The sequence below is a fragment of the Enterobacter cloacae complex sp. P13B genome (assembly GCF_014895915.1).
In the GTDB taxonomy this organism is placed as follows: Bacteria; Pseudomonadota; Gammaproteobacteria; order Enterobacterales; family Enterobacteriaceae; genus Enterobacter; species Enterobacter bugandensis.
Genome location: NZ_JADBQN010000024.1, coordinates 71,972 through 95,665, shown reverse-complemented (window position 1 = coordinate 95,665; position 23,694 = coordinate 71,972). Strand labels below are relative to the sequence as shown.

Below are 23,694 nucleotides of genomic sequence, written 5' to 3'. Positions count from 1 at the left end.
ATGCGCCGGATATTATCGGTATTACTGGAAAACGAGTCTGGCGCACTGTCGCGCGTCATTGGGCTTTTTGCGCAGCGTGGCTATAACATTGAAAGCCTGACCGTGGCGCCAACGGACGATCCGACGCTGTCGCGTATGACGATTCAGACCGTTGGCGATGCCAAGGTAATTGAGCAGATCGAGAAACAGCTGCATAAGCTGGTCGATGTGCTGCGCGTAAGCGAGCTGGGGCAGGGCGCTTACGTTGAGCGTGAGGTCATGCTGGTAAAAATACAGGCCAGCGGTTACGGGCGCGAAGAGGTCAAACGCAATGCGGATATTTTCCGCGGACAGATCATCGACGTCACGCCTTCTCTTTATACGGTTCAACTGGTCGGAACCAGTGACAAGCTGGACGCTTTCCTGGCATCCGTGCGGGATGTAGCAAAAATTGTTGAGGTGGCGAGATCGGGGATCGTTGGTCTGTCACGCGGCGAGAAAATCATGCGGTAGTTGTTAAAAAGGTTCGCCTCTTTCAGCCCGGTCACCAAAGCCGGGCTTTTTTTTGCGTAATCAGCCGACAACGCAGATAAAAGCGGTTGCCGCGAAGGCTTTTCTGCGTTTAGATGTTAAAAGATTTAACCATAACCTTGACAGGGCCATGGACTCTTTTCTTTTTTTAAGGGGCAATTGTGAAACTGGATGAAATCGCCCGGCTAGCCGGCGTGTCACGAACAACGGCCAGCTATGTGATTAACGGCAAAGCAAAGCAGTACCGCGTCAGCGATAAGACCGTTGAAAAAGTTATGGCGGTGGTTCGTGAGCATAACTACCATCCGAATGCTGTCGCTGCCGGCCTGCGTGCCGGGCGCACCCGCTCTATTGGTCTGGTGATCCCGGATCTGGAAAACACCAGCTATACCCGTATCGCCAACTATCTCGAACGTCAGGCCCGCCAGCGCGGTTACCAGCTGCTGATAGCCTGTTCTGAAGACCAGCCCGATAACGAGATGCGCTGCATTGAACATCTGCTCCAGCGTCAGGTCGATGCCATCATCGTCTCGACCTCCTTACCGCCGGAGCATCCGTTTTACCAGCGCTGGGCGAACGATCCGTTCCCCATCGTGGCGCTGGACCGCGCGCTCGATCGTGAGCATTTCACAAGCGTAGTGGGTGCCGATCAGGATGACGCGGAAATGCTGGCCGCTGAGCTGAGAACCTTCCCCGCTGAAACGGTGCTATATCTTGGCGCGCTGCCCGAGCTTTCCGTAAGCTTCCTGCGTGAGCAAGGGTTCAGAACCGCCTGGAAAGACGATCCGCGTGAAGTCCACTATCTCTATGCCAACAGCTATGAACGCGAAGCCGCTGCGCAGCTGTTCGAAAAATGGCTGGAGACGCACCCGATGCCCCAGGCGCTGTTCACCACGTCATTTGCCCTTCTGCAGGGGGTAATGGATGTCACCTTGCGTCGTGAAGGCAAGCTTCCCTCTGACCTGGCGATCGCCACGTTTGGGGATAACGAGCTTCTCGATTTCCTTCAGTGCCCAGTGCTGGCGGTGGCCCAGCGTCACCGAGATGTAGCGGAACGCGTCCTGGAGATTGTTCTGGCGAGCCTGGATGAGCCGCGCAAACCGAAGCCGGGTCTGACGCGTATCAAACGTAATCTCTATCATCGCGGAATTTTGAGCCGCCATAAATGAAATGACGGGGCGGCGAAAAACCGCCCCTTTTTACAGGAATAATTCGCCGAGTTAATTCCCGCAGTGAAATTAGGATAATTCTTGAGAGATCCTAATCTACTATTTTTCTTAATTCGTTTTGCCGTTTAAAAGGGTCCTTAAAGAATCATGAAGCGATTTTTAAAAGCCTCTCTTTGTATTACTTTGTTACAAACCCTCTTCGGTCGATGAATATTCAGACGTTTTTCCTTCCCCTCGACCGGCCAGCAACGCAACCGCCGCTTCCACCGACCGATTGAGTGAATCTGGCGCTGTTATCCCCTGACAATCTGTCATAAAATGCTGCCCGCGTCGCAAACTGACACTTTATATTTATCTGCGATGATATTGAGTGAGCCTTAACGCTAGTGTGCATATTCGGTTTTTTTCTTACAAATATTCATAACGTTAATTTGCCTCGCCAGTTGTGCAGTTATTAACCAGGACTGTTTATCTCTGTAAATAGAGGGCTTTCGGGTCTCTACGGGGAGAGTCCTGGCTTGACAAGCTTTTCCCTCGCTCCGTAAACTCCTTTAGGTGGGAATTTGTGGGTTAAAGTGGTGAGGAGGGGTGAGACTGGCATGTTCCGTGGAGCTACGTTAGTCAATCTCGACAGCAAAGGGCGTTTATCGGTCCCAACCCGATACCGCGACCAGCTGATTGAGAATGCTTCGGGTCAAATGGTTTGCACCATTGACATCAACTCCCCCTGCCTGCTGCTTTACCCCTTACCTGAATGGGAAATCATTGAGCAAAAGCTGTCGCGACTGTCGAGCATGAACCCGCAAGAGCGCCGCGTGCAGCGGCTGTTATTGGGACATGCCAGTGAGTGTCAGATGGATAGCGCCGGGCGATTACTGATTGCGCCCGTGCTGCGGCAACATGCCGGTCTGACCAAAGAAGTGATGCTGGTCGGGCAGTTCAACAAGTTTGAACTGTGGGACGAAACGACCTGGTATCAACAGGTCAAGGAAGATATCGACGCTGAGCAGTCTGATTCCGCAACTTTATCGGAACGGCTGCAGGACTTGTCTCTATAAATATGATGGAAAATTATAAACATAAAACGGTGTTACTGGACGAGGCCGTGAACGGCCTGAATATTCGTCCGGATGGCATCTACATTGATGGCACGTTTGGTCGCGGTGGTCACTCGCGTTTGATCCTTTCCCAGCTTGGAGAGGAAGGGCGACTGCTGGCAATCGATCGCGATCCGCAGGCGATTGCCGTGGCACAGACCATCAATGACCCACGCTTTTCCATCGTGCATGGACCTTTTTCTGCGCTCGCTGATTACGTGGCTGAGCGCGATCTCACGGGCAAGATCGACGGGATTCTTCTCGATCTTGGCGTATCTTCACCCCAGCTTGATGATGCAGAACGCGGCTTCTCCTTTATGCGCGACGGTCCGCTGGACATGCGTATGGACCCGACGCGCGGCCAGTCTGCCGCCGAATGGCTGCAGACCGCTGACGAAGCAGATATTGCCTGGGTGATCAAAACCTTCGGCGAAGAACGTTTTGGCAAGCGCATTGCGCGCGCCATCGTTGAGCGCAACCGCGTTGAGCCAATGACCCGCACCAAAGAGCTGGCCGAAGTGATTGCGGCGGCGACGCCGGTGAAGGATAAGCACAAACATCCCGCGACCCGTACCTTCCAGGCGGTTCGCATCTGGGTAAACAGTGAACTGGAGGAAATAGAGCTGGCGCTAAAAAGCTCGCTCGACGTGCTGGCCCCGGGTGGGCGGTTATCCATCATCAGCTTCCATTCGCTGGAAGACCGCATTGTAAAACGCTTCATGCGTGAACAGAGCCGCGGTCCTCAGGTTCCAGCGGGGCTGCCGATGACGGAAGAACAACTCAGGAAGCTGGGGGGCCGTCAGTTGCGAGCATTAGGCAAGTTGATGCCGGGCGAAGAAGAGGTGGCAGAGAATCCACGTGCCCGTAGTTCAGTGCTGCGAGTTGCAGAGAGGACGAACGCATGATCGGCAGAGTGACAGAAACCCTAAGCAAAGTTAAGGGATCGTTAGGAAGCAACGAGCGCCATGCCTTGCCTGGCGTGATCGGCGACGATCTTTTGCGATTCGGGAAACTGCCACTCTGCCTGTTCATTTGCATCATTGTTACGGCAGTTACGGTGGTGACCACAGCTCACCATACACGTTTATTGACTGCGCAACGCGAGCAGCTGGTGCTGGAACGCGATGCGCTGGATATTGAATGGCGAAATCTGATCCTTGAAGAAAACGCGCTCGGCGATCACAGCCGGGTTGAACGGATCGCAACGGAAAAGCTGCAACTGCAGCATGTTGATCCTTCCCAGGAAAATATCGTAGTACAAAAATAAGGGAACACGCGACGCATGAAAGCAGCGGCAAAAACGCTTAAACCAAAACGTCAGGAAGAACAGGCCAACTTCATCAGTTGGCGTTTTGCGTTGCTTTGCGGCTGCATTTTACTGGCGCTGGGTTTCCTGCTGGGACGTGTGGCGTGGTTGCAAATCATCGCCCCTGACATGCTGGTACGCCAGGGAGATATGCGCTCCCTTCGCGTTCAGGAAGTGTCGACTTCTCGCGGAATGATCACTGATCGTTCAGGTCGCCCGCTGGCGGTGAGCGTGCCGGTGAAAGCGATTTGGGCCGACCCGAAAGAGCTGCACGACGCCGGTGGCATCACGCTTGATAACCGCTGGAAAGCGCTTTCAGATGCGCTCAAAATGCCGCTGGATCAGCTAGCCTCCCGCGTCAACGCGAACCCGAAAGGGCGTTTTATCTATCTGGCGCGCCAGGTTAACCCTGACATGGCGGACTACATTCGAAAACTGAAGCTGCCGGGCATTCATCTGCGCGAAGAATCCCGTCGTTACTATCCGTCCGGCGAAGTAACCGCTCACCTCATCGGCTTCACCAACGTCGACAGCCAGGGGATTGAAGGCGTTGAAAAAAGCTTCGATAAGTGGCTCACCGGCCAGCCTGGCGAGCGAATTGTGCGTAAGGACCGCTACGGGCGCGTCATTGAAGATATCTCCTCTACGGACAGCCAGGCGGCGCACAACCTGGCTCTGAGTATCGACGAGCGCCTGCAGGCGCTGGTCTACCGCGAGCTGAACAACGCCGTGGCGTTTAACAAGGCAGAATCCGGCAGCGCCGTGCTGGTGGATGTCAGTACCGGAGAAGTGCTGGCCATGGCCAACAGTCCTTCCTACAACCCGAACAACTTTACCGGCACCGCAAAAGATGCGATGCGTAACCGGGCGATTACCGACGTGTTCGAACCCGGCTCCACGGTGAAGCCGATGGTGGTGATGACGGCGCTTCAGCGCGGTATCGTCAATGAAAACACGGTCCTGAACACGATCCCTTACCGTATTAACGGCCACGAGATTAAAGACGTGGCGCGCTACAGCGAATTGACCCTGACCGGGGTGTTACAGAAGTCGAGTAACGTCGGTGTTTCAAAGCTGGCGTTAGCGATGCCGTCCTCAGCGTTAGTAGAGACTTACTCACGTTTTGGACTTGGAAAGGCGACCAATTTGGGGTTGGTCGGAGAACGCAGTGGCTTATATCCTCAAAAACAACGGTGGTCTGACATAGAGAGGGCCACCTTCTCTTTCGGCTACGGGCTAATGGTAACCCCGTTACAGTTAGCGCGAGTCTACGCAACGATTGGCAGCTACGGCGTCTATCGCCCGCTGTCCATCACCAAAGTTGATCCACCGGTTCCGGGCGAGCGTATCTTCCCGGAATCCATCGTTCGTACCGTTGTGCACATGATGGAAAGCGTGGCGCTGCCGGGCGGTGGCGGCGTGAAGGCGGCCATCAAAGGCTATCGCATCGCCATTAAAACCGGTACGGCGAAAAAGGTGGGGCCAGACGGCCGCTACATCAACAAATACATTGCCTATACCGCAGGCGTTGCGCCTGCAAGCAATCCGCGTTTTGCGCTGGTGGTCGTGATTAACGATCCACAGGCGGGTAAATACTACGGCGGCGCCGTTTCCGCGCCTGTGTTTGGCGCCATCATGGGCGGCGTGTTACGCACCATGAACGTTGAACCAGATGCGCTGGCGACGGGCGAAAAAAGTGAATTTGTAATTAATCAAGGCGAGGGTACAGGTGGCAGATCGTAATTTGCGCGACCTTCTCGCTCCGTGGGTGCCAAATGCACCGGAGCGAGCACTGCGAGAGATGGTACTGGACAGCCGCGTGGCTGCTTCTGGCGATCTTTTTGTGGCGGTGGTTGGTCATCAGGCGGACGGGCGTCGTTATATCCCGCAGGCGATTGCGCAAGGTGTGGCTGCCATTATTGCTGAGGCTAAAGACGAGGCAACCGACGGTGAGATCCGTGAAATGCACGGGGTGCCGGTTATCTATCTCAGCCAGTTGAATGAGCGTCTCTCTGCACTGGCGGGACGTTTTTATCACGAACCTTCCGACCAGCTGCGTCTGGTTGGCGTGACGGGTACGAACGGAAAAACCACCACCACGCAGCTGATGGCGCAGTGGGCTCAGCTGCTGGGTGAAACCGGTGCGGTGATGGGTACCGTGGGTAACGGCCTGCTGGGCAAAGTGAGCCCGACGGAAAACACCACCGGTTCTGCGGTTGACGTACAGCACGTGCTTGCCGGTCTGACAGGGCAGGGGGCAACCTTTGCCGCGATGGAAGTTTCTTCGCACGGCCTGGTACAGCACCGCGTCGCGGCACTGAAGTTTGCTGCTTCAGTGTTCACCAACCTGAGCCGCGATCACCTTGATTATCATGGTGATATGGAACACTACGAAGCCGCCAAATGGCTGTTGTTCTCTACTCACCATTACGGCCAGGCCATCATCAACGCCGACGACGAAGTGGGCCGCCGCTGGCTTGCGAAGCTGCCAGACGCGGTAGCGGTGTCGATGGAAGACCATATCAATCCGAACTGCCACGGCCGCTGGCTGAAGGCCGTTGACGTTAACTATCACGACAGTGGCGCGACGATCCGCTTTGCCTCTTCCTGGGGTGAAGGTGAAATTGAAAGCCGCCTGATGGGGGCGTTCAACGTCAGCAACCTGCTGCTGGCGCTGGCAACGCTGCTGGCGCTGGGTTATCCGATGGCGGAACTGCTGAAAACGTCAGCGCGTCTCCAGCCGGTTTGCGGCCGTATGGAAGTGTTTAGCGCGCCGGGCAAACCGACCGTGGTTGTCGATTATGCCCACACGCCGGATGCGCTGGAAAAAGCGCTGGAAGCGGCACGCCTGCACTGCACCGGTAAACTCTGGTGCGTCTTCGGCTGCGGTGGCGATCGCGACAAAGGTAAACGTCCCCTGATGGGCGCCATTGCGGAGCAGTTCGCGGACATTCCTGTGGTCACCGATGACAATCCGCGTACCGAAGAGCCGCGCGCCATCATCAACGACATTCTGGCGGGTATGCTGGACGCCGGTCGCGCCCGTGTGGTGGAAGGCCGCGCGGAAGCCGTGACAAACACCATCATGCAGGCAAAAGAAAATGATGTCGTTCTGCTGGCCGGTAAAGGCCATGAAGACTATCAGATTGTTGGCAATCGTCGTCTGGACTACTCCGACCGCGTAACGGCAGCGCGTCTGCTGGGAGTCGTCGCATGATTAGCATCACCTTAAGCCAGGCCGCTGCGGTACTGCACGGCGAGCTGCTGGGCCAGGATCTGACCATTGACGCGGTCACCACCGACACCCGTAAAGTGACCGCGGGCTGTCTGTTTGTGGCGCTGAAAGGCGAACGTTTTGACGCGCATGATTTTGCCGGACAGGCCAAAGAAAACGGCGCTGGCGCGCTGCTGGTCAGCCGCAGGCTGGATATCGATTTGCCGCAGATTGTGGTGAGCGATACGCGTCTCGCGTTCGGTGAACTGGCCGCCTGGGTTCGTCAGCAGGTGCCTGCTCGCGTTGTCGCGCTGACCGGGTCATCGGGCAAAACGTCAGTGAAAGAGATGACGGCGGCCATCCTCAGCCAGTGCGGTAATACGCTTTATACCGCAGGCAACCTCAATAATGACATCGGCGTGCCGATGACATTACTTCGCCTGACCAAAGAGCATGAGTTTGCGGTGATCGAGTTAGGGGCAAACCACCAGGGCGAAATCGCCTGGACCGTGAGCCTGACTCGCCCGGAAGCGGCGCTGGTGAATAACCTTGCAGCAGCGCATCTGGAAGGTTTTGGCTCGCTGGAAGGCGTGGCGAAAGCGAAAGGCGAAATTTACACCGGTCTGCCTGCTGACGGCATTGCCATTCTCAATGCCGACAACAACGACTGGCTGAACTGGCAGAGCATCATTGGCTCGCGTAAAACCTGGCGCTTCTCGCCGAACGCGGCCAACAGTGACTTTACCGCGACCAATATCCATGTGACGTCGCACGGTACGGAATTCACGCTTGCTACCCCAACGGGTGACGTAGACGTGCTGTTACCGCTGCCGGGACGCCATAACATCGCCAATGCGCTGGCAGCAGCGGCCTTGTCGACGGCGGTGGGAGCGTCACACGAGGCGATTAAAACCGGGCTGGCGAATTTGAAAGCCGTGCCGGGACGCCTGTACCCGATCCCGCTTGCAGAAAACAAATTGCTGCTTGATGACTCCTACAACGCGAACGTCGGCTCAATGACGGCGGCGGTGCAGGTGCTATCTGAAATGCCGGGCTACCGCGTCATGGTGGTTGGCGACATGGCGGAGCTGGGCGATGAAAGCGAAGCCTGTCATACCCAGGTGGGTGAAGCGGCGAAAGCGGCGGGACTGGACTGCGTGCTGAGCGCAGGAAAACTGAGCCAGGCGATTAGCCATGCCAGCGGCGTTGGCGAACATTTTGCCGACAAAGCCGCGTTGATTGAGCGCCTTAAGGCATTAATTACAGAAAAACAAATTGTGACAGTGTTAGTGAAAGGTTCACGTAGTGCCGCCATGGAAGAGGTTGTGCACGCATTACAGGAGAACGGGACATGTTAGTTTGGCTGGCCGAACATTTGGTCAAATATTATTCAGGCTTTAACGTCTTTTCGTATCTGACGTTTCGCGCCATCGTCAGCCTGCTGACTGCGCTGTTCATCTCGTTGTGGATGGGCCCGCGCATGATTGCCCGTCTGCAAAAACTCTCTTTCGGCCAGGTCGTACGTAACGACGGTCCGGAGTCGCACTTCAGCAAGCGCGGTACGCCGACGATGGGCGGGATCATGATCCTGACCGCGATCGTCGTTTCCGTACTGCTGTGGGCCTATCCGTCTAACCCGTACGTCTGGTGCGTGCTAACCGTACTGGTGGGCTACGGCATTATCGGGTTTGTGGATGATTACCGTAAAGTCGTCCGCAAAGACACGAAGGGCCTGATTGCCCGCTGGAAGTATTTCTGGATGTCAGTGATTGCGCTGGGCGTCGCCTTCGCGCTGTATCTGGCAGGAAAAGATACGCCCGCCACCGAACTGGTGGTGCCGTTCTTTAAAGACGTGATGCCGCAGCTGGGGCTGTTCTACATCCTGCTGGCCTACTTTGTAATTGTTGGTACCGGTAACGCCGTTAACCTGACCGATGGCCTGGATGGTCTGGCGATTATGCCAACCGTCTTCGTGGCGGCTGGTTTTGCGCTGGTGGCGTGGGCGACCGGTAACATGAACTTTGCGAACTACCTGCACATTCCTTATCTGCGTCACGCGGGTGAGCTGGTGATCGTCTGTACGGCGATAGTCGGCGCGGGGCTGGGCTTCCTCTGGTTCAACACTTATCCGGCGCAGGTCTTTATGGGTGACGTCGGTTCTCTGGCGCTGGGCGGCGCGCTCGGCATTATCGCCGTGCTGCTGCGTCAGGAGTTCCTGCTGGTGATCATGGGCGGCGTGTTTGTGGTTGAAACCCTGTCGGTGATTTTGCAGGTCGGCTCCTTCAAGCTGCGCGGTCAGCGCATCTTCCGTATGGCGCCGATCCACCACCACTATGAACTGAAAGGCTGGCCGGAGCCGCGCGTGATTGTGCGCTTCTGGATTATTTCGCTGATGCTGGTGCTGATTGGCCTGGCAACGCTGAAGGTACGTTAATCATGGCAGATTACCAGGGTAAAAAAGTCGTTATCATCGGGTTAGGCCTCACTGGCCTCTCCTGCGTGGACTTTTTCCTTGCGCGCGGTGTGACGCCGCGCGTGATGGATACGCGTGTCTCTCCGCCGGGTCTGGACAAACTGCCGGAACAGGTTGAACGCCACCTTGGTGGTCTGAATGATGACTGGCTGCTGGCAGCCGATCTGATTGTCGCCAGCCCGGGTATGGCGCTGGCGCACCCTTCACTGAGCGCTGCTGCGGATGCGGGCGTTGAGATTGTCGGCGATATCGAGCTGTTCTGCCGCGAAGCGCAGGCGCCGGTTATCGCGATCACCGGTTCTAACGGCAAAAGCACCGTCACTACCCTGGTGGGTGAAATGGCGAAAGCCGCAGGCATGAACGTAGGGGTAGGCGGCAATATCGGTCTGCCCGCGCTGATGCTGCTGGACAAAGGCTGCGAGCTGTACGTTCTGGAACTTTCCAGCTTCCAGCTTGAAACCACCTCCAGCCTGCATGCGGCGGCGGCAACGATCCTCAACGTGACGGAAGATCATATGGATCGATATCCATTTGGTCTGCAGCAGTATCGCGCAGCCAAGCTGCGTGTTTACGAAAATGCCAAAGTTTGCGTGGTTAACGCCGACGACGCGCTGACCATGCCGGTGCGCGGCGCGGACGAGCGCTGCATCAGCTTTGGTATCACCATGGGTGATTATCATCTGAACCGTCAGCTGGGCGAAACCTGGCTGCGCGTGAAAGGTGAAAAAGTGCTGAACGTGAAGGAGATGAAGCTTTCCGGCCAGCACAACTATACCAATGCCCTGGCGGCGCTGGCGCTGGCAGATGCCGTAGGGCTGCCGCGCTCTTCCAGCCTGAAAGCGTTGACCACGTTTTCCGGCCTGGCACACCGTTTCCAGCTGGCGCTGGAGCATAACGGCGTTCGCTGGATTAACGACTCTAAAGCGACCAACGTGGGAAGCACGGAGGCCGCGCTGAACGGTCTGCACGTTGACGGCACCCTGCATCTTCTGTTGGGTGGCGACGGCAAATCTGCTGATTTCTCCTCCCTGAAACAGTACCTCACCGGCGATAACATCCGCCTGTACTGCTTTGGCCGTGACGGCAGCGAGCTGGCTGAACTACGCCCGGAAGTTGCTGAGCAAACTGAAACGATGGAACAGGCGATGCGCCTGATTGCCCCGCGCGTGCAGCCTGGCGACATGGTTCTGCTCTCCCCGGCGTGCGCCAGCCTCGATCAGTTTAAGAATTTCGAACAGCGTGGCGATGTCTTTACCCGCCTTGCGAAGGAGTTAGGCTGATGCGTTTATCTCTCCCTCGCCTGAAAATGCCGCGCCTGCCAGGATTTGGAATTCTGGTGTGGTTGTTTGCGGCGCTGAAAGGCTGGGTGATGGCTTCCCGGGATAAAGATTCCGATAGCCTGATTATGTACGACCGCACCCTGTTCTGGCTGACGCTGGGGCTGGCGGCGATCGGCTTTATCATGGTGACCTCAGCCTCCATGCCTGTCGGACAACGCCTGGCAAACGATCCCTTCCTGTTCGCCAAGCGTGACGGGCTGTACATCATTCTGGCGTTCTGCCTGGCGCTGGTAACGCTTCGTCTGCCGATGGCGTTCTGGCAGCGCCACAGTACCGCGATGCTGATCGCCTCCATTATCATGCTGCTGATCGTGCTGGTTGTCGGGAGCTCCGTTAACGGGGCTTCACGCTGGATCGCCTTCGGACCGCTGCGTATTCAGCCTGCGGAGTTCACCAAGCTTTCGTTATTCTGCTACCTGGCAAACTACCTGGTGCGAAAAGTCGATGAGGTGCGTAACAACCTTCGCGGCTTCTTAAAGCCGATGGGCGTCATTCTGGTGCTGGCGATCCTGCTGCTGGCGCAGCCTGACCTCGGGACCGTTGTCGTACTGTTTGTCACCACGCTGGCGATGCTGTTCCTGGCAGGGGCCAAGCTGTGGCAGTTCATCGCCATCATCGGGATGGGGATTTCAGCAGTGGTGCTGCTGATCCTCGCCGAGCCTTACCGTATCCGCCGCGTGACCTCGTTCTGGAACCCGTGGGAAGATCCGTTCGGTAGCGGTTACCAGCTGACGCAGTCGCTGATGGCGTTTGGCCGCGGTGAAGTCTGGGGACAAGGCCTGGGCAACTCGGTGCAGAAACTGGAGTATTTACCGGAGGCGCACACCGACTTTATCTTCTCCATTATTGGGGAAGAACTGGGTTATATCGGTGTGGTATTAGCGCTTTTAATGGTATTCTTCGTCGCTTTCCGCGCCATGTCGATTGGCCGAAAAGCGCTGGAGATCGATCACCGCTTCTCAGGCTTCTTAGCCTGCTCAATTGGTATCTGGTTTAGCTTCCAGGCGCTGGTTAACGTCGGGGCCGCAGCGGGTATGCTGCCGACCAAAGGTCTGACGTTGCCGCTGATCAGCTATGGTGGTTCGAGCCTGTTGATCATGTCGACGGCCATTATGTTTTTGTTACGCATAGATTATGAGACGCGTCTGGAGAAAGCCCAGGCGTTTACACGAGGTTCACGATGAATCAACCGAAGCGGTTAATGGTGATGGCAGGCGGTACCGGTGGACACGTGTTCCCGGGGCTGGCGGTTGCGCACCATTTAATGGAGCAGGGCTGGCAGGTACGCTGGCTGGGAACCGCAGACCGCATGGAAGCCGACCTGGTACCGAAGCACGGTATTGAGATCGACTTTATTCGTATTTCCGGCCTGCGAGGCAAAGGCCTCAAGGCCATGCTGCTGGCGCCGGTGCGTATTTTTAACGCCTGGCGTCAGGCGCGCACCATCATGAAGCGCTTTAAGCCCGATGTGGTGCTGGGTATGGGCGGCTATGTTTCTGGTCCCGGCGGGCTGGCCGCGTGGTCGTTAGGCATTCCCGTTGTTCTGCACGAGCAGAACGGTATTGCCGGTCTGACCAACAAGTGGCTGGCGAAAATCGCCACCAAAGTGATGCAGGCGTTTCCCGGCGCGTTTCCGAAAGCGGACGTGGTGGGTAACCCGGTGCGCGTCGACGTGTTGGCTCTGCCGCTGCCGGATGCCCGCCTGGCGGGACGTGAAGGCCCGGTTCGTGTTTTGGTCGTTGGTGGTTCTCAGGGTGCGCGCATTCTGAATCAGACAATGCCGCAGGTGGCGGCAAAGCTGGGTGATGCCGTGACTATCTGGCACCAAAGCGGTAAAGGCGCTCAGCAGACCGTTGAGCAGGCGTACGCTGATGAAGGCCAGCCGCAGCATAAAGTGACGGAATTTATTGACGATATGGCCGCAGCCTATGCCTGGGCCGATGTCGTGGTCTGCCGCTCTGGCGCGCTGACGGTGAGCGAAATCGCCGCCGCCGGCTTGCCAGCGCTGTTCGTGCCGTTCCAGCACAAAGACCGACAGCAGTACTGGAACGCGCTGCCGCTTGAGAAAGCCGGTGCGGCGAAAATTTTTGAGCAGCCACACTTTACCGCCGATGCGGTCGCCACCACCCTCGCGGGCTGGAACAGAGACGCACTGCTGGATATGGCACAGCGCGCGCGCGCTGCCGCTATCCCGGATGCGACAGAACGGGTGGCAAAAGAAGTGAGCCTGGCAGCCCAGGCTTAACCCTCGCAGCGCGTGTTGCGCTGCACGAATTTTAAGTAGTCGATGGCGTTTAGAGAATGAATACACAACAACTGGCAAAACTGCGTTCAATCGTGCCCGAGATGCGTCGCGTCCGGCACATTCACTTTGTTGGCATCGGTGGTGCCGGCATGGGCGGTATTGCCGAAGTGTTAGCTAACGAAGGTTATCAGATCAGCGGGTCTGACCTGGCGCCAAACCCTGTTACGCAGCAGCTGGCGTCGCTTGGGGCGACTATCTATTTCAACCATCGCCCGGAAAACGTGCGCGATGCAAGCGTGGTGGTGGTATCGAGCGCCATCTCCTCTGACAATCCGGAAATCGTTGCCGCGCACGAAGCGCGCATTCCAGTGATCCGCCGCGCAGAAATGCTGGCGGAACTGATGCGGTTCCGTCACGGCATTGCGATTGCCGGTACCCACGGTAAAACCACGACCACGGCGATGGTTTCCAGCATTTATGCGGAAGCGGGTCTCGATCCGACGTTTGTCAATGGCGGTCTGGTGAAAGCCGCAGGCGTCCATGCGCGTCTGGGCCACAGCCGTTATCTGATTGCGGAAGCGGATGAGAGCGACGCGTCGTTCCTGCACCTGCAGCCGATGGTGGCGATTGTCACCAATATCGAAGCTGACCATATGGATACCTACCAGGGCGACTTCGAAAACTTAAAGCAGACCTTCATCAACTTCCTGCACAACCTGCCGTTTTATGGTCGCGCGGTGATGTGCGTGGACGACCCGGTGATCCGCGAGCTGCTGCCGCGCGTCGGTCGTCAAATCACCACCTACGGCTTCAGCGAAGACGCTGACGTCCGCGTGGAAGAGTACAAACAGATTGGTGCGCAGGGGCATTTCACTCTGGCGCGTCAGGACAAAGAGCTACTGCACGTCACGCTGAATGCGCCAGGGCGCCATAACGCACTTAACGCCGCAGCGGCAGTGGCTGTTGCGACGGAAGAAGGCATTGATGATGAGGCGATCCTGCGCGCGCTGGAAAGCTTCCAGGGGACGGGGCGTCGCTTCGACTTCCTCGGCGAGTTCCCGCTGGATGCGGTGAATGGTAAGCCAGGTACCGCGATGCTGGTGGACGACTACGGTCACCATCCGACGGAAGTGGACGCGACCATTAAAGCCGCACGCGCGGGCTGGCCGGAGAAGAATCTGGTGATGATCTTCCAGCCGCACCGCTTCACGCGTACCCGCGATCTGTATGACGATTTCGCCAGCGTGCTGTCACAGGTGGATACCCTGCTGATGCTGGATGTTTACGCCGCCGGCGAAACGCCAATTCCAGGCGCAGACAGCCGTTCCCTGTGTCGTACCATCCGCGGGCGCGGTAAAGTTGACCCTATTCTGGTTTCTGACCCGGCACAGGTGGCGGAAATTCTGGCACCGGTCCTGACCGGTAACGATCTCATCCTGATTCAGGGTGCGGGAAATATCGGCAAGATCGCCCGTACCTTAGCTGAAATCAAACTGAAGCCGCAAACCCAGGAGGATGAGCATCATGGCTGATAAGATTGCAGTCCTCTCTGGCGGCAACTCCGCCGAGCGCGAGGTTTCTCTGAATTCCGGCGCTGCCGTGCTGGCGGGCCTGCGTGAAGGCGGCGTAAACGCACATATTGTCGATCCAAAAGAGGTCGACGTGACGCAATTAAAAGCGATGGGCTTCGATAAGGTCTTTATCGCGTTACATGGTCGTGGCGGTGAAGACGGAACCCTGCAAGGGCTTCTGGAGCTGATCGGCCTGCCTTACACCGGCAGCGGCGTGATGGCATCCGCCATATCTATGGATAAACTGCGCAGTAAGTTACTCTGGCAGGGAGCGGGTTTACCCGTTGCGCCGTGGGTGGCGCTGACGCGCGGCGAATTTGAATTGGGCCTGTCGGACAGCGTTAATACACGCATTGCGGCACTGGGCTTACCGGTTATTGTAAAGCCGAGCAGGGAAGGGTCGAGCGTCGGAATGTCAAAGGTCGATAAAGCTGAAGATTTAACATCTGCTTTAGCGCTGGCATTTCAACACGATGAAGAAGTTCTGATTGAAAAATGGCTCAGCGGGCCGGAATTTACCGTCGCGATGCTTGGCGAAGAAATTTTACCGTCAATTCGCATCCAACCCGCCGGAGTCTTCTATGATTATGAGGCGAAGTATCTCTCTGATGAGACGCAATATTTCTGCCCTTGTGGTCTTGAAGCAGAGCGCGAAGCCGAATTACAGTCCCTGGTGCTTAAAGCCTGGAATGTTTTGGGCTGCAGCGGCTGGGGACGCATTGATGTGATGCAGGACAATGACGGGCAGTTTTATCTGCTGGAAGCCAATACGTCACCGGGAATGACCAGCCACAGCCTTGTGCCGATGGCGGCGCGTCAGGCGGGAATGAGCTTCTCGCAGTTAGTCGTACGTATTCTGGACCAGGCGGGCTGATATGTCTCAGGCTGCATTGAACACGCGCAACCGCGATGACGAAGAAGAATACACTTCTTCACGCCGGAGTAATGGAACGCGTCTTGCAGGAATAATTTTCCTGCTCGGGGTGCTGTGCACCGTGTTTATCAGCGGCTGGATGGTGCTGGGCTGGATGGAAGACGCACAGCGGTTGCCGCTGTCAAAGCTGGTGGTGACCGGCGAGCGTCACTACACGCGTAACGATGATATTCGCCAGTCTATTCTGGCGCTGGGATCGCCTGGCACCTTTATGACGCAGGACGTCAATATTATCCAGAGCCAGATTGAACGTCTGCCATGGATAAAACAGGCGAGTGTCAGAAAACAATGGCCTGATGAATTGAAGATTCATCTGGTTGAATATGTGCCCATTGCGCGTTGGAATGATCAGCACATGGTTGACGTAGATGGAAATTCCTTCAGCGTCCCGAGCGATCGTGTCAACAAGCAAAATTTACCGATGTTGTATGGCCCTGAAGGCAGCGAAAACGAAGTATTGCAGGGTTTTCGTGAAATGGGGCAGGTGCTGGCGAAGGACAGGTTTACGTTAAAAGATGCTGCGATGACGGCGCGCCGCTCCTGGCAGCTGACGTTGACGAACGGCATTAAGCTCAACCTGGGACGCGGCGACACAATGAAACGTCTTGCGCGTTTTGTAGAACTTTACCCGGTTTTACAACAGCAGGCGCAGGCGGACGGCAAACGGATAAGCTACGTTGATTTGCGCTATGACTCAGGCGCAGCAGTCGGTTGGGAGCCGGCTCCGGTCGAGGAACCTAATCAGCAACAGAATCAGGCACAGGTACAGGCAGAACAACAATGATCAAGGCGACGGACAGAAAACTGGTAGTTGGACTGGAGATTGGCACCGCGAAGGTTGCCGCTTTAGTAGGGGAAGTTCTGCCCGACGGTATGGTCAATATCATTGGCGTGGGCAGTTGCCCGTCCCGTGGTATGGATAAAGGTGGGGTAAACGACCTTGAGTCGGTGGTGAAATGCGTACAGCGCGCCATCGACCAGGCTGAATTAATGGCAGATTGCCAGATTTCTTCTGTCTATCTGGCCCTTTCTGGCAAGCACATTAGCTGCCAGAACGAAATCGGTATGGTGCCGATTTCTGAAGAAGAAGTGACGCAGGAAGATGTTGAAAACGTTGTGCATACGGCGAAGTCCGTGCGCGTTCGCGATGAGCATCGCGTGCTGCACGTGATCCCGCAGGAATATGCGATTGACTACCAGGAAGGGATCAAGAACCCGGTTGGTCTGTCTGGCGTGCGTATGCAGGCAAAAGTGCACCTGATCACATGTCACAACGATATGGCGAAGAACATCGTAAAAGCCGTTGAACGTTGTGGCCTGAAAGTTGACCAACTTATTTTCGCCGGTCTGGCGGCAAGTTATTCCGTGCTGACCGAAGACGAACGTGAACTGGGTGTCTGTGTGGTCGATATCGGTGGTGGTACAATGGACATGGCCGTGTATACCGGCGGTGCGCTGCGCCACACCAAAGTGATCCCTTACGCAGGGAACGTTGTGACCAGCGATATTGCTTACGCTTTTGGTACGCCACCGAGCGATGCAGAAGCGATTAAAGTACGCCACGGCTGTGCGCTGGGGTCTATCGTTGGTAAAGATGAGAGCGTTGAGGTGCCGAGCGTGGGTGGCCGTCCGCCGCGTAGCCTGCAGCGCCAGACGTTGGCAGAGGTAATTGAGCCGCGCTATACCGAGCTGCTCAACCTGGTCAACGAAGAGATTTTACAGCTTCAGGAACAGCTTCGTCAGCAGGGTGTTAAGCATCATCTTGCGGCGGGGATTGTATTAACCGGCGGTGCAGCGCAAATTGAAGGTCTTGCGGCCTGCGCTCAGCGCGTGTTCCATACGCAGGTGCGTATTGGTGCGCCGCTGAATATTACCGGTTTAACGGATTATGCTCAGGAGCCGTACTATTCAACGGCTGTGGGCCTGCTTCACTACGGGAAGGAATCTCATCTCAGTGGTGAAGCGGAAGTGGAAAAACGCGTCTCAGTGGGGTCGTGGGTCAAACGACTGAACAACTGGCTGCGAAAAGAGTTTTAATTTTTTAAAGAGACCGGAGAGAATTAGCGGTCTCGGGCGACAGGCACAACGGAGAGAGAAATTATGTTTGAACCTATGGAACTGACCAACGACGCGGTGATTAAAGTCATCGGCGTCGGTGGCGGCGGCGGTAACGCCGTAGAGCATATGGTGCGTGAACGCATTGAAGGTGTTGAATTCTTCGCAGTTAACACCGATGCGCAGGCACTGCGTAAAACGGCAGTAGGCCAGACTATCCAGATCGGCGGTGGCATCACCAAAGGGCTGGGCGCTGGGGCTAACCCGGAAGTCGGTCGCAACGCGGCTGAAGAAGATCGTGAAGCCCTGCGTGCTGCACTGGAAGGTGCGGACATGGTCTTCATCGCAGCAGGCATGGGCGGCGGTACCGGTACCGGTGCAGCACCTGTTGTCGCTGAAGTAGCTAAAGATTTAGGTATCCTGACCGTTGCTGTCGTGACCAAGCCTTTCAATTTTGAAGGCAAGAAGCGTATGGCCTTCGCGGAGCAGGGTATCACCGAGCTGTCCAAGCATGTGGACTCGCTGATCACCATCCCGAACGACAAACTGCTGAAAGTTCTGGGTCGCGGTATTTCCCTGCTGGACGCCTTCGGCGCAGCAAACGACGTGCTGAAAGGTGCGGTCCAGGGTATCGCAGAACTGATTACCCGTCCTGGCCTGATGAACGTTGACTTTGCAGACGTTCGCACCGTCATGTCCGAAATGGGCTACGCGATGATGGGCTCTGGCGTGGCGAGCGGCGAAGACCGTGCGGAAGAAGCGGCTGAAATGGCTATCTCTTCTCCACTGCTGGAAGATATCGATCTGTCCGGTGCGCGCGGCGTGCTGGTCAACATTACCGCTGGCTTTGACCTGCGTCTGGATGAGTTCGAAACCGTGGGTAATACCATCCGCGCGTTCGCTTCTGACAACGCGACCGTGGTAATCGGTACTTCCCTTGACCCGGAAATGAACGACGAGCTGCGTGTTACCGTTGTTGCGACCGGTATCGGTATGGACAAGCGTCCTGAGATCACCCTCGTGACCAACAAGCAGACTCAGCAACCGGTAATGGATCGTTACCAGCAGCACGGTATGTCTCCTCTGACTCAGGAGCAAAAACCGGCCGCGAAAGTGGTGAACGACCCAACGCCGCAAACGGCAAAAGAGCCAGATTATCTGGATATCCCGGCGTTCCTGCGTAAGCAAGCTGACTAAGAATTGGCTGGAATTTGGGGATTTGCGCTCTTTGTGCTAAACTGGCCCACCGTTAGTGATATACACTCTCGGTTGGATAGTTAATTTGGCGAGATTATACGATGATCAAACAAAGGACACTTAAACGTATCGTTCAGGCGACGGGTGTCGGTTTACATACCGGCAAGAAAGTCACACTGACGTTACGCCCTGCGCCGGCCAATACCGGGGTCATCTATCGTCGCACCGACTTGAATCCACCGGTAGATTTTCCGGCCGATGCCAAATCTGTGCGTGATACAATGCTCTGTACTTGTCTGGTGAACGAGCATGACGTGCGGATTTCTACCGTAGAGCACCTGAACGCCGCCCTGGCGGGTCTGGGTATCGACAACATTATTGTTGAAGTCGATGCGCCAGAAATCCCGATTATGGATGGTAGTGCTGCGCCGTTCGTTTATCTGTTGCTGGATGCCGGCATCGAAGAACTGAACTGTGCGAAGAAATTTGTTCGCATCAAAGAGACCGTTCGCGTCGAAGATGGTGACAAGTGGGCTGAATTCAAACCGTACAATGGTTTCTCGTTGGACTTTACCATCGACTTTAACCATCCGGCGATTGACTCCAGCACTCAGCGCTACGCGATGAACTTCTCTGCTGATGCGTTTATGCGCCAGATCAGCCGCGCACGTACGTTTGGCTTCATGCGTGATATCGAATATCTGCAGTCCCGCGGCCTGTGCCTGGGCGGCAGCTTCGATTGTGCCATCGTTGTTGACGATTATCGCGTACTGAACGAAGACGGCCTGCGTTTTGAAGATGAATTCGTTCGTCACAAAATGCTGGATGCGATCGGCGACCTGTTCATGTGTGGTCACAACATCATTGGTGCATTTACCGCGTTCAAATCCGGTCATGCACTGAACAACAAATTGTTGCAGGCCGTCCTGGCAAAACAGGAAGCCTGGGAATATGTGACCTTTGAAGACGAAGCGGAACTGCCGCTGGCGTTCAAAGCACCGACTATGGTCCTGGCGTAACGGTTAACGCCGTTTCGTAAGAAAAGCGACTGGTTCACCTGGTACTCTCTCCGACCAGGGAAGCCAGTCGTTTTTATTTCTGCCCTTCTTTGATTTGCCCCTCTACTCCCTGGCCATTGTCGGGTGCCGAATAACGGTGTGTTCGCTGCATTATTGACCGTTTTTACCTGCTGCAAGGTGTCATTCCTGCTGCTGCGTATTGGCTTTAGTGGTAATATCTGGGCGCTAAAAAAGAATAATTGAACTCAGCCTGCACTGGCGGGCGATTGTGGTGGAGCAAGTGAGCGGAATACTGACGCGCTGGCGACAATTTGGCAGACGTTACTTCTGGCCGCATCTCTTATTAGGGATGGTCGCGGCGAGTTTCGGCTTGCCTGCGCTCAGTAACAGTGCGGAAGCGGCGACGCCAGCACGTTCCACGACAACTAAACACGATCTCTCGACGCGGGTTAACTTTACTAATCTCGCGTGGCTTGAAGCCAGCCGTCGTCCTAATTTCTCCGTTGATTACTGGCAGCAGCACGCCATCCGCACGGTTATTCGTCATCTGTCGTTCGCGATGGCGCCGCAGACGATGCCTGTTGCTGAAGAGTCGCTGCCGGTTCAGGCTCAGCACCTTGCCCTGCTCGATACGCTTAATGCGCTTCTGACGCAGGATAACCAGCCGCCCGTGACCGTGAGTCAGACGGCGCAAACCTGGTTTGTTCCTCCTGTATCATTCTCCGTTTCGACATGGATTAGCCAGGTTCACGGCATCCGTGCCGGGCCTCAACGCCTCAGCTAAATTAACCTTTTTCAATACCTTAATTTATCTGCCCGTCTGGGGCGTTTGAGAATTTATTATGCTAATCAAATTATTAACCAAAGTTTTTGGTAGTCGTAACGATCGTACCCTGCGCCGTATGCGCAAAGCTGTAAACATCATCAACGGTATGGAACCGGCGATGGAGAAGCTCTCTGATGATGAGCTGAAGGCGAAAACCGCGGAGTTCCGCGCACGCCTGGAAAAAGGCGAAACCTTAGAGAGCCTGATCCCGGAAGCTTTCGCCGTTGTGCGTGAAGCGAGTAAACGTGTGTTCGGCATGCGTCACTTCGACGTTCAATTGCTGGGCGGTATGGTGCTTAACGAACGCTGCATCGCGGAAATGCGTACCGGTGAAGGTAAAACCCTGACCGCAACGCTGCCGGCTTACCTGAATGCACTGACCGGTAAGGGCGTTCACGTCGTTACCGTCAACGACTATCTGGCCCAGCGTGATGCCGAAAACAACCGTCCGCTGTTCGAATTCCTCGGCATGACCGTCGGCATCAACATGTCCGGACTACCGGCACCCGCCAAGCGCGAAGCCTACAACGCGGACATCACCTACGGCACCAACAACGAATACGGCTTCGACTACCTGCGCGACAACATGGCGTTCAGCCCGGAAGAGCGCGTCCAGCGTAAGCTGCACTATGCGCTGGTGGATGAGGTTGACTCCATTCTGATCGATGAAGCGCGTACCCCGCTGATCATCTCCGGCCCGGCCGAAGACAGCTCTGACATGTACCGTAAAGTCGACAAAATCATTCCACACCTGCTGCGTCAGGAGAAAGAAGACTCCGATACCTTCCAGGGTGAAGGCCACTTCTCCGTGGATGAAAAAGCGCGCCAGGTGAACCTGACCGAACGCGGTCTGGTGAAAATCGAAGAGCTGCTGGTGGCTGAAGGCATTATGGAAGAAGGTGAGTCTCTGTACTCTCCGAGCAACATCATGCTGATGCACCACGTGACCGCCGCGCTGCGCGCCCACGCGCTGTTCACCCGCGACGTTGACTACATCGTGAAAGACGGTGAAGTCATCATTGTCGATGAACACACCGGCCGTACCATGCAGGGTCGTCGCTGGTCCGATGGCCTGCACCAGGCGGTGGAAGCGAAAGAAGGCGTGGACATTCAAAACGAAAACCAGACGCTGGCCTCAATCACCTTCCAGAACTACTTCCGTCTGTATGAGAAGCTGGCGGGGATGACCGGTACCGCAGATACCGAAGCGTTTGAATTCAGCTCCATCTACAAGCTGGATACCGTGGTGGTGCCAACCAACCGTCCGATGATCCGTAAGGATATGCCGGACCTGGTGTACATGACCGAAGCGGAAAAAATTCAGGCGATCATCGAAGATATTCGCGACCGTACTGCCAATGGTCAGCCGGTTCTGGTGGGGACCATCTCCATCGAGAAATCCGAGGTGGTTTCCAATGAGCTGACCAAAGCAGGCATCAAGCACAACGTTCTGAACGCCAAGTTCCACGCTAAAGAAGCGGACATTGTTGCTCAGGCGGGCTATCCGGGAGCCGTGACCATCGCCACCAACATGGCGGGTCGTGGTACCGATATTATGCTCGGCGGTAGCTGGCAGGCTGAAGTCGCTGAGCTGGAAAACCCAACGCCAGAGCAGATCGAGCAGATCAAAGCCGACTGGCAGGTGCGTCACGACGCGGTGCTGGCATCCGGTGGTCTGCACATCATCGGTACCGAGCGTCACGAATCTCGTCGTATCGACAACCAGCTGCGCGGCCGTGCGGGCCGTCAGGGTGATGCCGGTTCTTCCCGCTTCTACCTGTCTATGGAAGATGCGCTGATGCGTATTTTCGCCTCCGACCGCGTGTCCGGCATGATGCGTAAGCTGGGCATGAAGCCTGGTGAAGCCATTGAGCACCCATGGGTGACTAAAGCGATCGCTAACGCCCAGCGTAAAGTGGAAAGCCGCAACTTCGATATTCGTAAGCAGCTGCTGGAATATGATGACGTGGCCAACGATCAGCGTCGCGCGATCTACACCCAGCGTAACGAACTGCTGGACGTGTCCGACGTGAGCGAAACCATCAACAGCATCCGCGAAGATGTGTTCAAAGCCACCATCGACGCGCATATTCCACCGCAGTCTCTGGAAGAGATGTGGGACGTTGAAGGCCTGCAGGAACGTCTGAAAAACGACTTCGATCTCGATCTGCCAATCAAAGAGTGGCTGGATAAAGAGCCTGAGCTGCATGAAGAGACCCTGCGCGAACGTATCTTTGAAACCGCGCTGGAGGTTTATAAGCGTAAGGAAGAAGTGGTTGGCGCTGAGATGATGCGTCACTTCGAAAAAGGCGTGATGCTGCAGACGCTGGACTCCCTGTGGAAAGAGCACCTGGCGGCGATGGACTACCTGCGTCAGGGTATCCACCTGCGCGGCTATGCGCAGAAAGATCCGAAGCAGGAGTACAAGCGTGAATCCTTCTCCATGTTTGCCTCTATGCTGGAGTCACTGAAGTACGAAGTGATCAGCACCCTGAGCAAGGTTCAGGTGCGCATGCCGGAAGAAGTGGAAGCGATGGAGCAGCAGCGTCGTGAAGAAGCTGAGCGTCTGGCGCAGATGCAGCAGCTGAGCCACCAGACTGACGAAAGCGAAGCCGCAGCAGCGATCGCCGCGCAGACCGGCGATCGTAAAGTCGGTCGTAACGATCCGTGCCCGTGTGGTTCCGGTAAAAAATACAAGGCGTGCCACGGCCGCCTGAGCTAAGAACATAACTAACTGA

At 56.0% G+C, this 23,694-nt stretch carries 20 protein-coding genes; all 20 read left to right on the top strand.

The features are described from left to right. The 20 genes from ilvN (at nt 1) to secA (ending at nt 23,678) form a co-directional block, all read left to right on the top strand. On the top strand, nt 1-492 hold the full coding sequence (gene ilvN, locus IM273_RS12015; protein ID WP_045259452.1) for an acetolactate synthase small subunit: 492 nt from the start codon (nt 1-3) through the stop codon (nt 490-492). Nucleotides 493-671: 179 nt separating this feature from the next. Further along, the gene (gene cra, locus IM273_RS12010) at nt 672-1,679 is read left to right on the top strand and encodes a catabolite repressor/activator (protein ID WP_014168621.1); all 1,008 of its coding nucleotides are present in this window, start codon (nt 672-674) and stop codon (nt 1,677-1,679) included. Nucleotides 1,680-2,278: 599 nt separating this feature from the next. Beyond that, nucleotides 2,279-2,737 (top strand): division/cell wall cluster transcriptional repressor MraZ, encoded by a 459-nt coding sequence (gene mraZ, locus IM273_RS12005; protein ID WP_014882537.1) that lies wholly within the window; start codon nt 2,279-2,281, stop codon nt 2,735-2,737. 2 nt (nt 2,738-2,739) lie between these two features. Further along, complete coding sequence (gene rsmH / locus IM273_RS12000; protein WP_028015503.1) at nt 2,740-3,681, top strand: 16S rRNA (cytosine(1402)-N(4))-methyltransferase RsmH; 942 nt, start codon at nt 2,740-2,742, stop codon at nt 3,679-3,681. Next, nucleotides 3,678-4,043 (top strand): cell division protein FtsL, encoded by a 366-nt coding sequence (ftsL, locus tag IM273_RS11995; protein ID WP_006173860.1) that lies wholly within the window; start codon nt 3,678-3,680, stop codon nt 4,041-4,043. Before rsmH ends, ftsL begins: the two co-directional genes overlap by 4 nt. A gap of 15 nt (nt 4,044-4,058) precedes the next feature. Further along, a complete protein-coding gene (locus IM273_RS11990; RefSeq protein WP_028015504.1) occupies nt 4,059-5,825 on the top strand; it encodes a peptidoglycan glycosyltransferase FtsI in 1,767 nt (588 codons plus the stop codon). Next, nucleotides 5,812-7,299, top strand: coding sequence for a UDP-N-acetylmuramoyl-L-alanyl-D-glutamate--2,6-diaminopimelate ligase (gene murE, locus IM273_RS11985; protein WP_045631154.1), 1,488 nt, complete (start codon nt 5,812-5,814; stop codon nt 7,297-7,299). Before IM273_RS11990 ends, murE begins: the two co-directional genes overlap by 14 nt. Beyond that, entirely contained in the window at nt 7,296-8,654 is a 1,359-nt protein-coding gene (gene murF / locus IM273_RS11980; protein ID WP_048960680.1) for a UDP-N-acetylmuramoyl-tripeptide--D-alanyl-D-alanine ligase, read from the top strand. Before murE ends, murF begins: the two co-directional genes overlap by 4 nt. Beyond that, nucleotides 8,648-9,730 carry a phospho-N-acetylmuramoyl-pentapeptide-transferase gene (gene mraY / locus IM273_RS11975; protein WP_008501985.1) on the top strand — a complete coding sequence of 361 codons (1,083 nt, stop codon included), beginning with the start codon at nt 8,648-8,650 and terminating at the stop codon, nt 9,728-9,730. Before murF ends, mraY begins: the two co-directional genes overlap by 7 nt. 2 nt (nt 9,731-9,732) lie before the next feature. Next, nucleotides 9,733-11,049, top strand: a complete 1,317-nt coding sequence (gene murD / locus IM273_RS11970) for a UDP-N-acetylmuramoyl-L-alanine--D-glutamate ligase (RefSeq protein WP_028015507.1) — start codon at nt 9,733-9,735, stop codon at nt 11,047-11,049. After that, on the top strand, nt 11,049-12,293 hold the full coding sequence (ftsW, locus tag IM273_RS11965) for a cell division protein FtsW (protein ID WP_028015508.1): 1,245 nt from the start codon (nt 11,049-11,051) through the stop codon (nt 12,291-12,293). The genes murD and ftsW overlap by 1 nt, the downstream gene beginning before the upstream one ends. Then, nucleotides 12,290-13,354 carry an undecaprenyldiphospho-muramoylpentapeptide beta-N-acetylglucosaminyltransferase gene (gene murG, locus IM273_RS11960; RefSeq protein ID WP_049000503.1) on the top strand — a complete coding sequence of 355 codons (1,065 nt, stop codon included), beginning with the start codon at nt 12,290-12,292 and terminating at the stop codon, nt 13,352-13,354. Before ftsW ends, murG begins: the two co-directional genes overlap by 4 nt. Nucleotides 13,355-13,410: 56 nt before the next feature. Then, complete coding sequence (gene murC, locus IM273_RS11955) at nt 13,411-14,886, top strand: UDP-N-acetylmuramate--L-alanine ligase (RefSeq protein ID WP_028015510.1); 1,476 nt, start codon at nt 13,411-13,413, stop codon at nt 14,884-14,886. Then, the gene (locus tag IM273_RS11950; protein ID WP_041911244.1) at nt 14,879-15,799 is read left to right on the top strand and encodes a D-alanine--D-alanine ligase; all 921 of its coding nucleotides are present in this window, start codon (nt 14,879-14,881) and stop codon (nt 15,797-15,799) included. The genes murC and IM273_RS11950 overlap by 8 nt, the downstream gene beginning before the upstream one ends. Nucleotide 15,800: 1 nt before the next feature. Next, complete coding sequence (gene ftsQ, locus IM273_RS11945) at nt 15,801-16,643, top strand: cell division protein FtsQ (RefSeq protein WP_045259458.1); 843 nt, start codon at nt 15,801-15,803, stop codon at nt 16,641-16,643. Then, nucleotides 16,640-17,896: a cell division protein FtsA gene (ftsA, locus tag IM273_RS11940; RefSeq protein WP_006173845.1), complete on the top strand. Its 1,257-nt coding sequence runs from the start codon at nt 16,640-16,642 to the stop codon at nt 17,894-17,896. Before ftsQ ends, ftsA begins: the two co-directional genes overlap by 4 nt. A gap of 63 nt (nt 17,897-17,959) precedes the next feature. Continuing rightward, entirely contained in the window at nt 17,960-19,111 is a 1,152-nt protein-coding gene (ftsZ, locus tag IM273_RS11935) for a cell division protein FtsZ (RefSeq protein WP_008501978.1), read from the top strand. A 101-nt stretch (nt 19,112-19,212) separates the two neighbouring features. Further along, nucleotides 19,213-20,130: a UDP-3-O-acyl-N-acetylglucosamine deacetylase gene (gene lpxC, locus IM273_RS11930; RefSeq protein WP_006810110.1), complete on the top strand. Its 918-nt coding sequence runs from the start codon at nt 19,213-19,215 to the stop codon at nt 20,128-20,130. A gap of 280 nt (nt 20,131-20,410) precedes the next feature. Further along, nucleotides 20,411-20,914, top strand: a complete 504-nt coding sequence (secM, locus tag IM273_RS11925) for a secA translation cis-regulator SecM (RefSeq protein WP_028015513.1) — start codon at nt 20,411-20,413, stop codon at nt 20,912-20,914. A gap of 58 nt (nt 20,915-20,972) precedes the next feature. Beyond that, a complete protein-coding gene (gene secA, locus IM273_RS11920) occupies nt 20,973-23,678 on the top strand; it encodes a preprotein translocase subunit SecA (protein ID WP_049137746.1) in 2,706 nt (901 codons plus the stop codon). The last annotated feature ends 16 nt before the right edge of the window (nt 23,679-23,694 follow it).

Bases quoted from the DNA above. Each gene is read 5' to 3' on its own strand.
- ilvN (WP_045259452.1), top strand. From the start codon at position 1: ATGCGCCGGATATTATCGGTATTACTGGAAAACGAGTCTGGCGCACTG.
- mraZ (WP_014882537.1), top strand. From the start codon at position 2,279: ATGTTCCGTGGAGCTACGTTAGTCAATCTCGACAGCAAAGGGCGTTTA.
- rsmH (WP_028015503.1), top strand. From the start codon at position 2,740: ATGATGGAAAATTATAAACATAAAACGGTGTTACTGGACGAGGCCGTG.
- ftsL (WP_006173860.1), top strand. From the start codon at position 3,678: ATGATCGGCAGAGTGACAGAAACCCTAAGCAAAGTTAAGGGATCGTTA.
- IM273_RS11990 (WP_028015504.1), top strand. From the start codon at position 4,059: ATGAAAGCAGCGGCAAAAACGCTTAAACCAAAACGTCAGGAAGAACAG.
- murF (WP_048960680.1), top strand. From the start codon at position 7,296: ATGATTAGCATCACCTTAAGCCAGGCCGCTGCGGTACTGCACGGCGAG.
- mraY (WP_008501985.1), top strand. From the start codon at position 8,648: ATGTTAGTTTGGCTGGCCGAACATTTGGTCAAATATTATTCAGGCTTT.
- murD (WP_028015507.1), top strand. From the start codon at position 9,733: ATGGCAGATTACCAGGGTAAAAAAGTCGTTATCATCGGGTTAGGCCTC.
- ftsW (WP_028015508.1), top strand. From the start codon at position 11,049: ATGCGTTTATCTCTCCCTCGCCTGAAAATGCCGCGCCTGCCAGGATTT.
- murG (WP_049000503.1), top strand. From the start codon at position 12,290: ATGAATCAACCGAAGCGGTTAATGGTGATGGCAGGCGGTACCGGTGGA.
- murC (WP_028015510.1), top strand. From the start codon at position 13,411: ATGAATACACAACAACTGGCAAAACTGCGTTCAATCGTGCCCGAGATG.
- IM273_RS11950 (WP_041911244.1), top strand. From the start codon at position 14,879: ATGGCTGATAAGATTGCAGTCCTCTCTGGCGGCAACTCCGCCGAGCGC.
- ftsQ (WP_045259458.1), top strand. From the start codon at position 15,801: ATGTCTCAGGCTGCATTGAACACGCGCAACCGCGATGACGAAGAAGAA.
- ftsA (WP_006173845.1), top strand. From the start codon at position 16,640: ATGATCAAGGCGACGGACAGAAAACTGGTAGTTGGACTGGAGATTGGC.
- ftsZ (WP_008501978.1), top strand. From the start codon at position 17,960: ATGTTTGAACCTATGGAACTGACCAACGACGCGGTGATTAAAGTCATC.
- lpxC (WP_006810110.1), top strand. From the start codon at position 19,213: ATGATCAAACAAAGGACACTTAAACGTATCGTTCAGGCGACGGGTGTC.
- secA (WP_049137746.1), top strand. From the start codon at position 20,973: ATGCTAATCAAATTATTAACCAAAGTTTTTGGTAGTCGTAACGATCGT.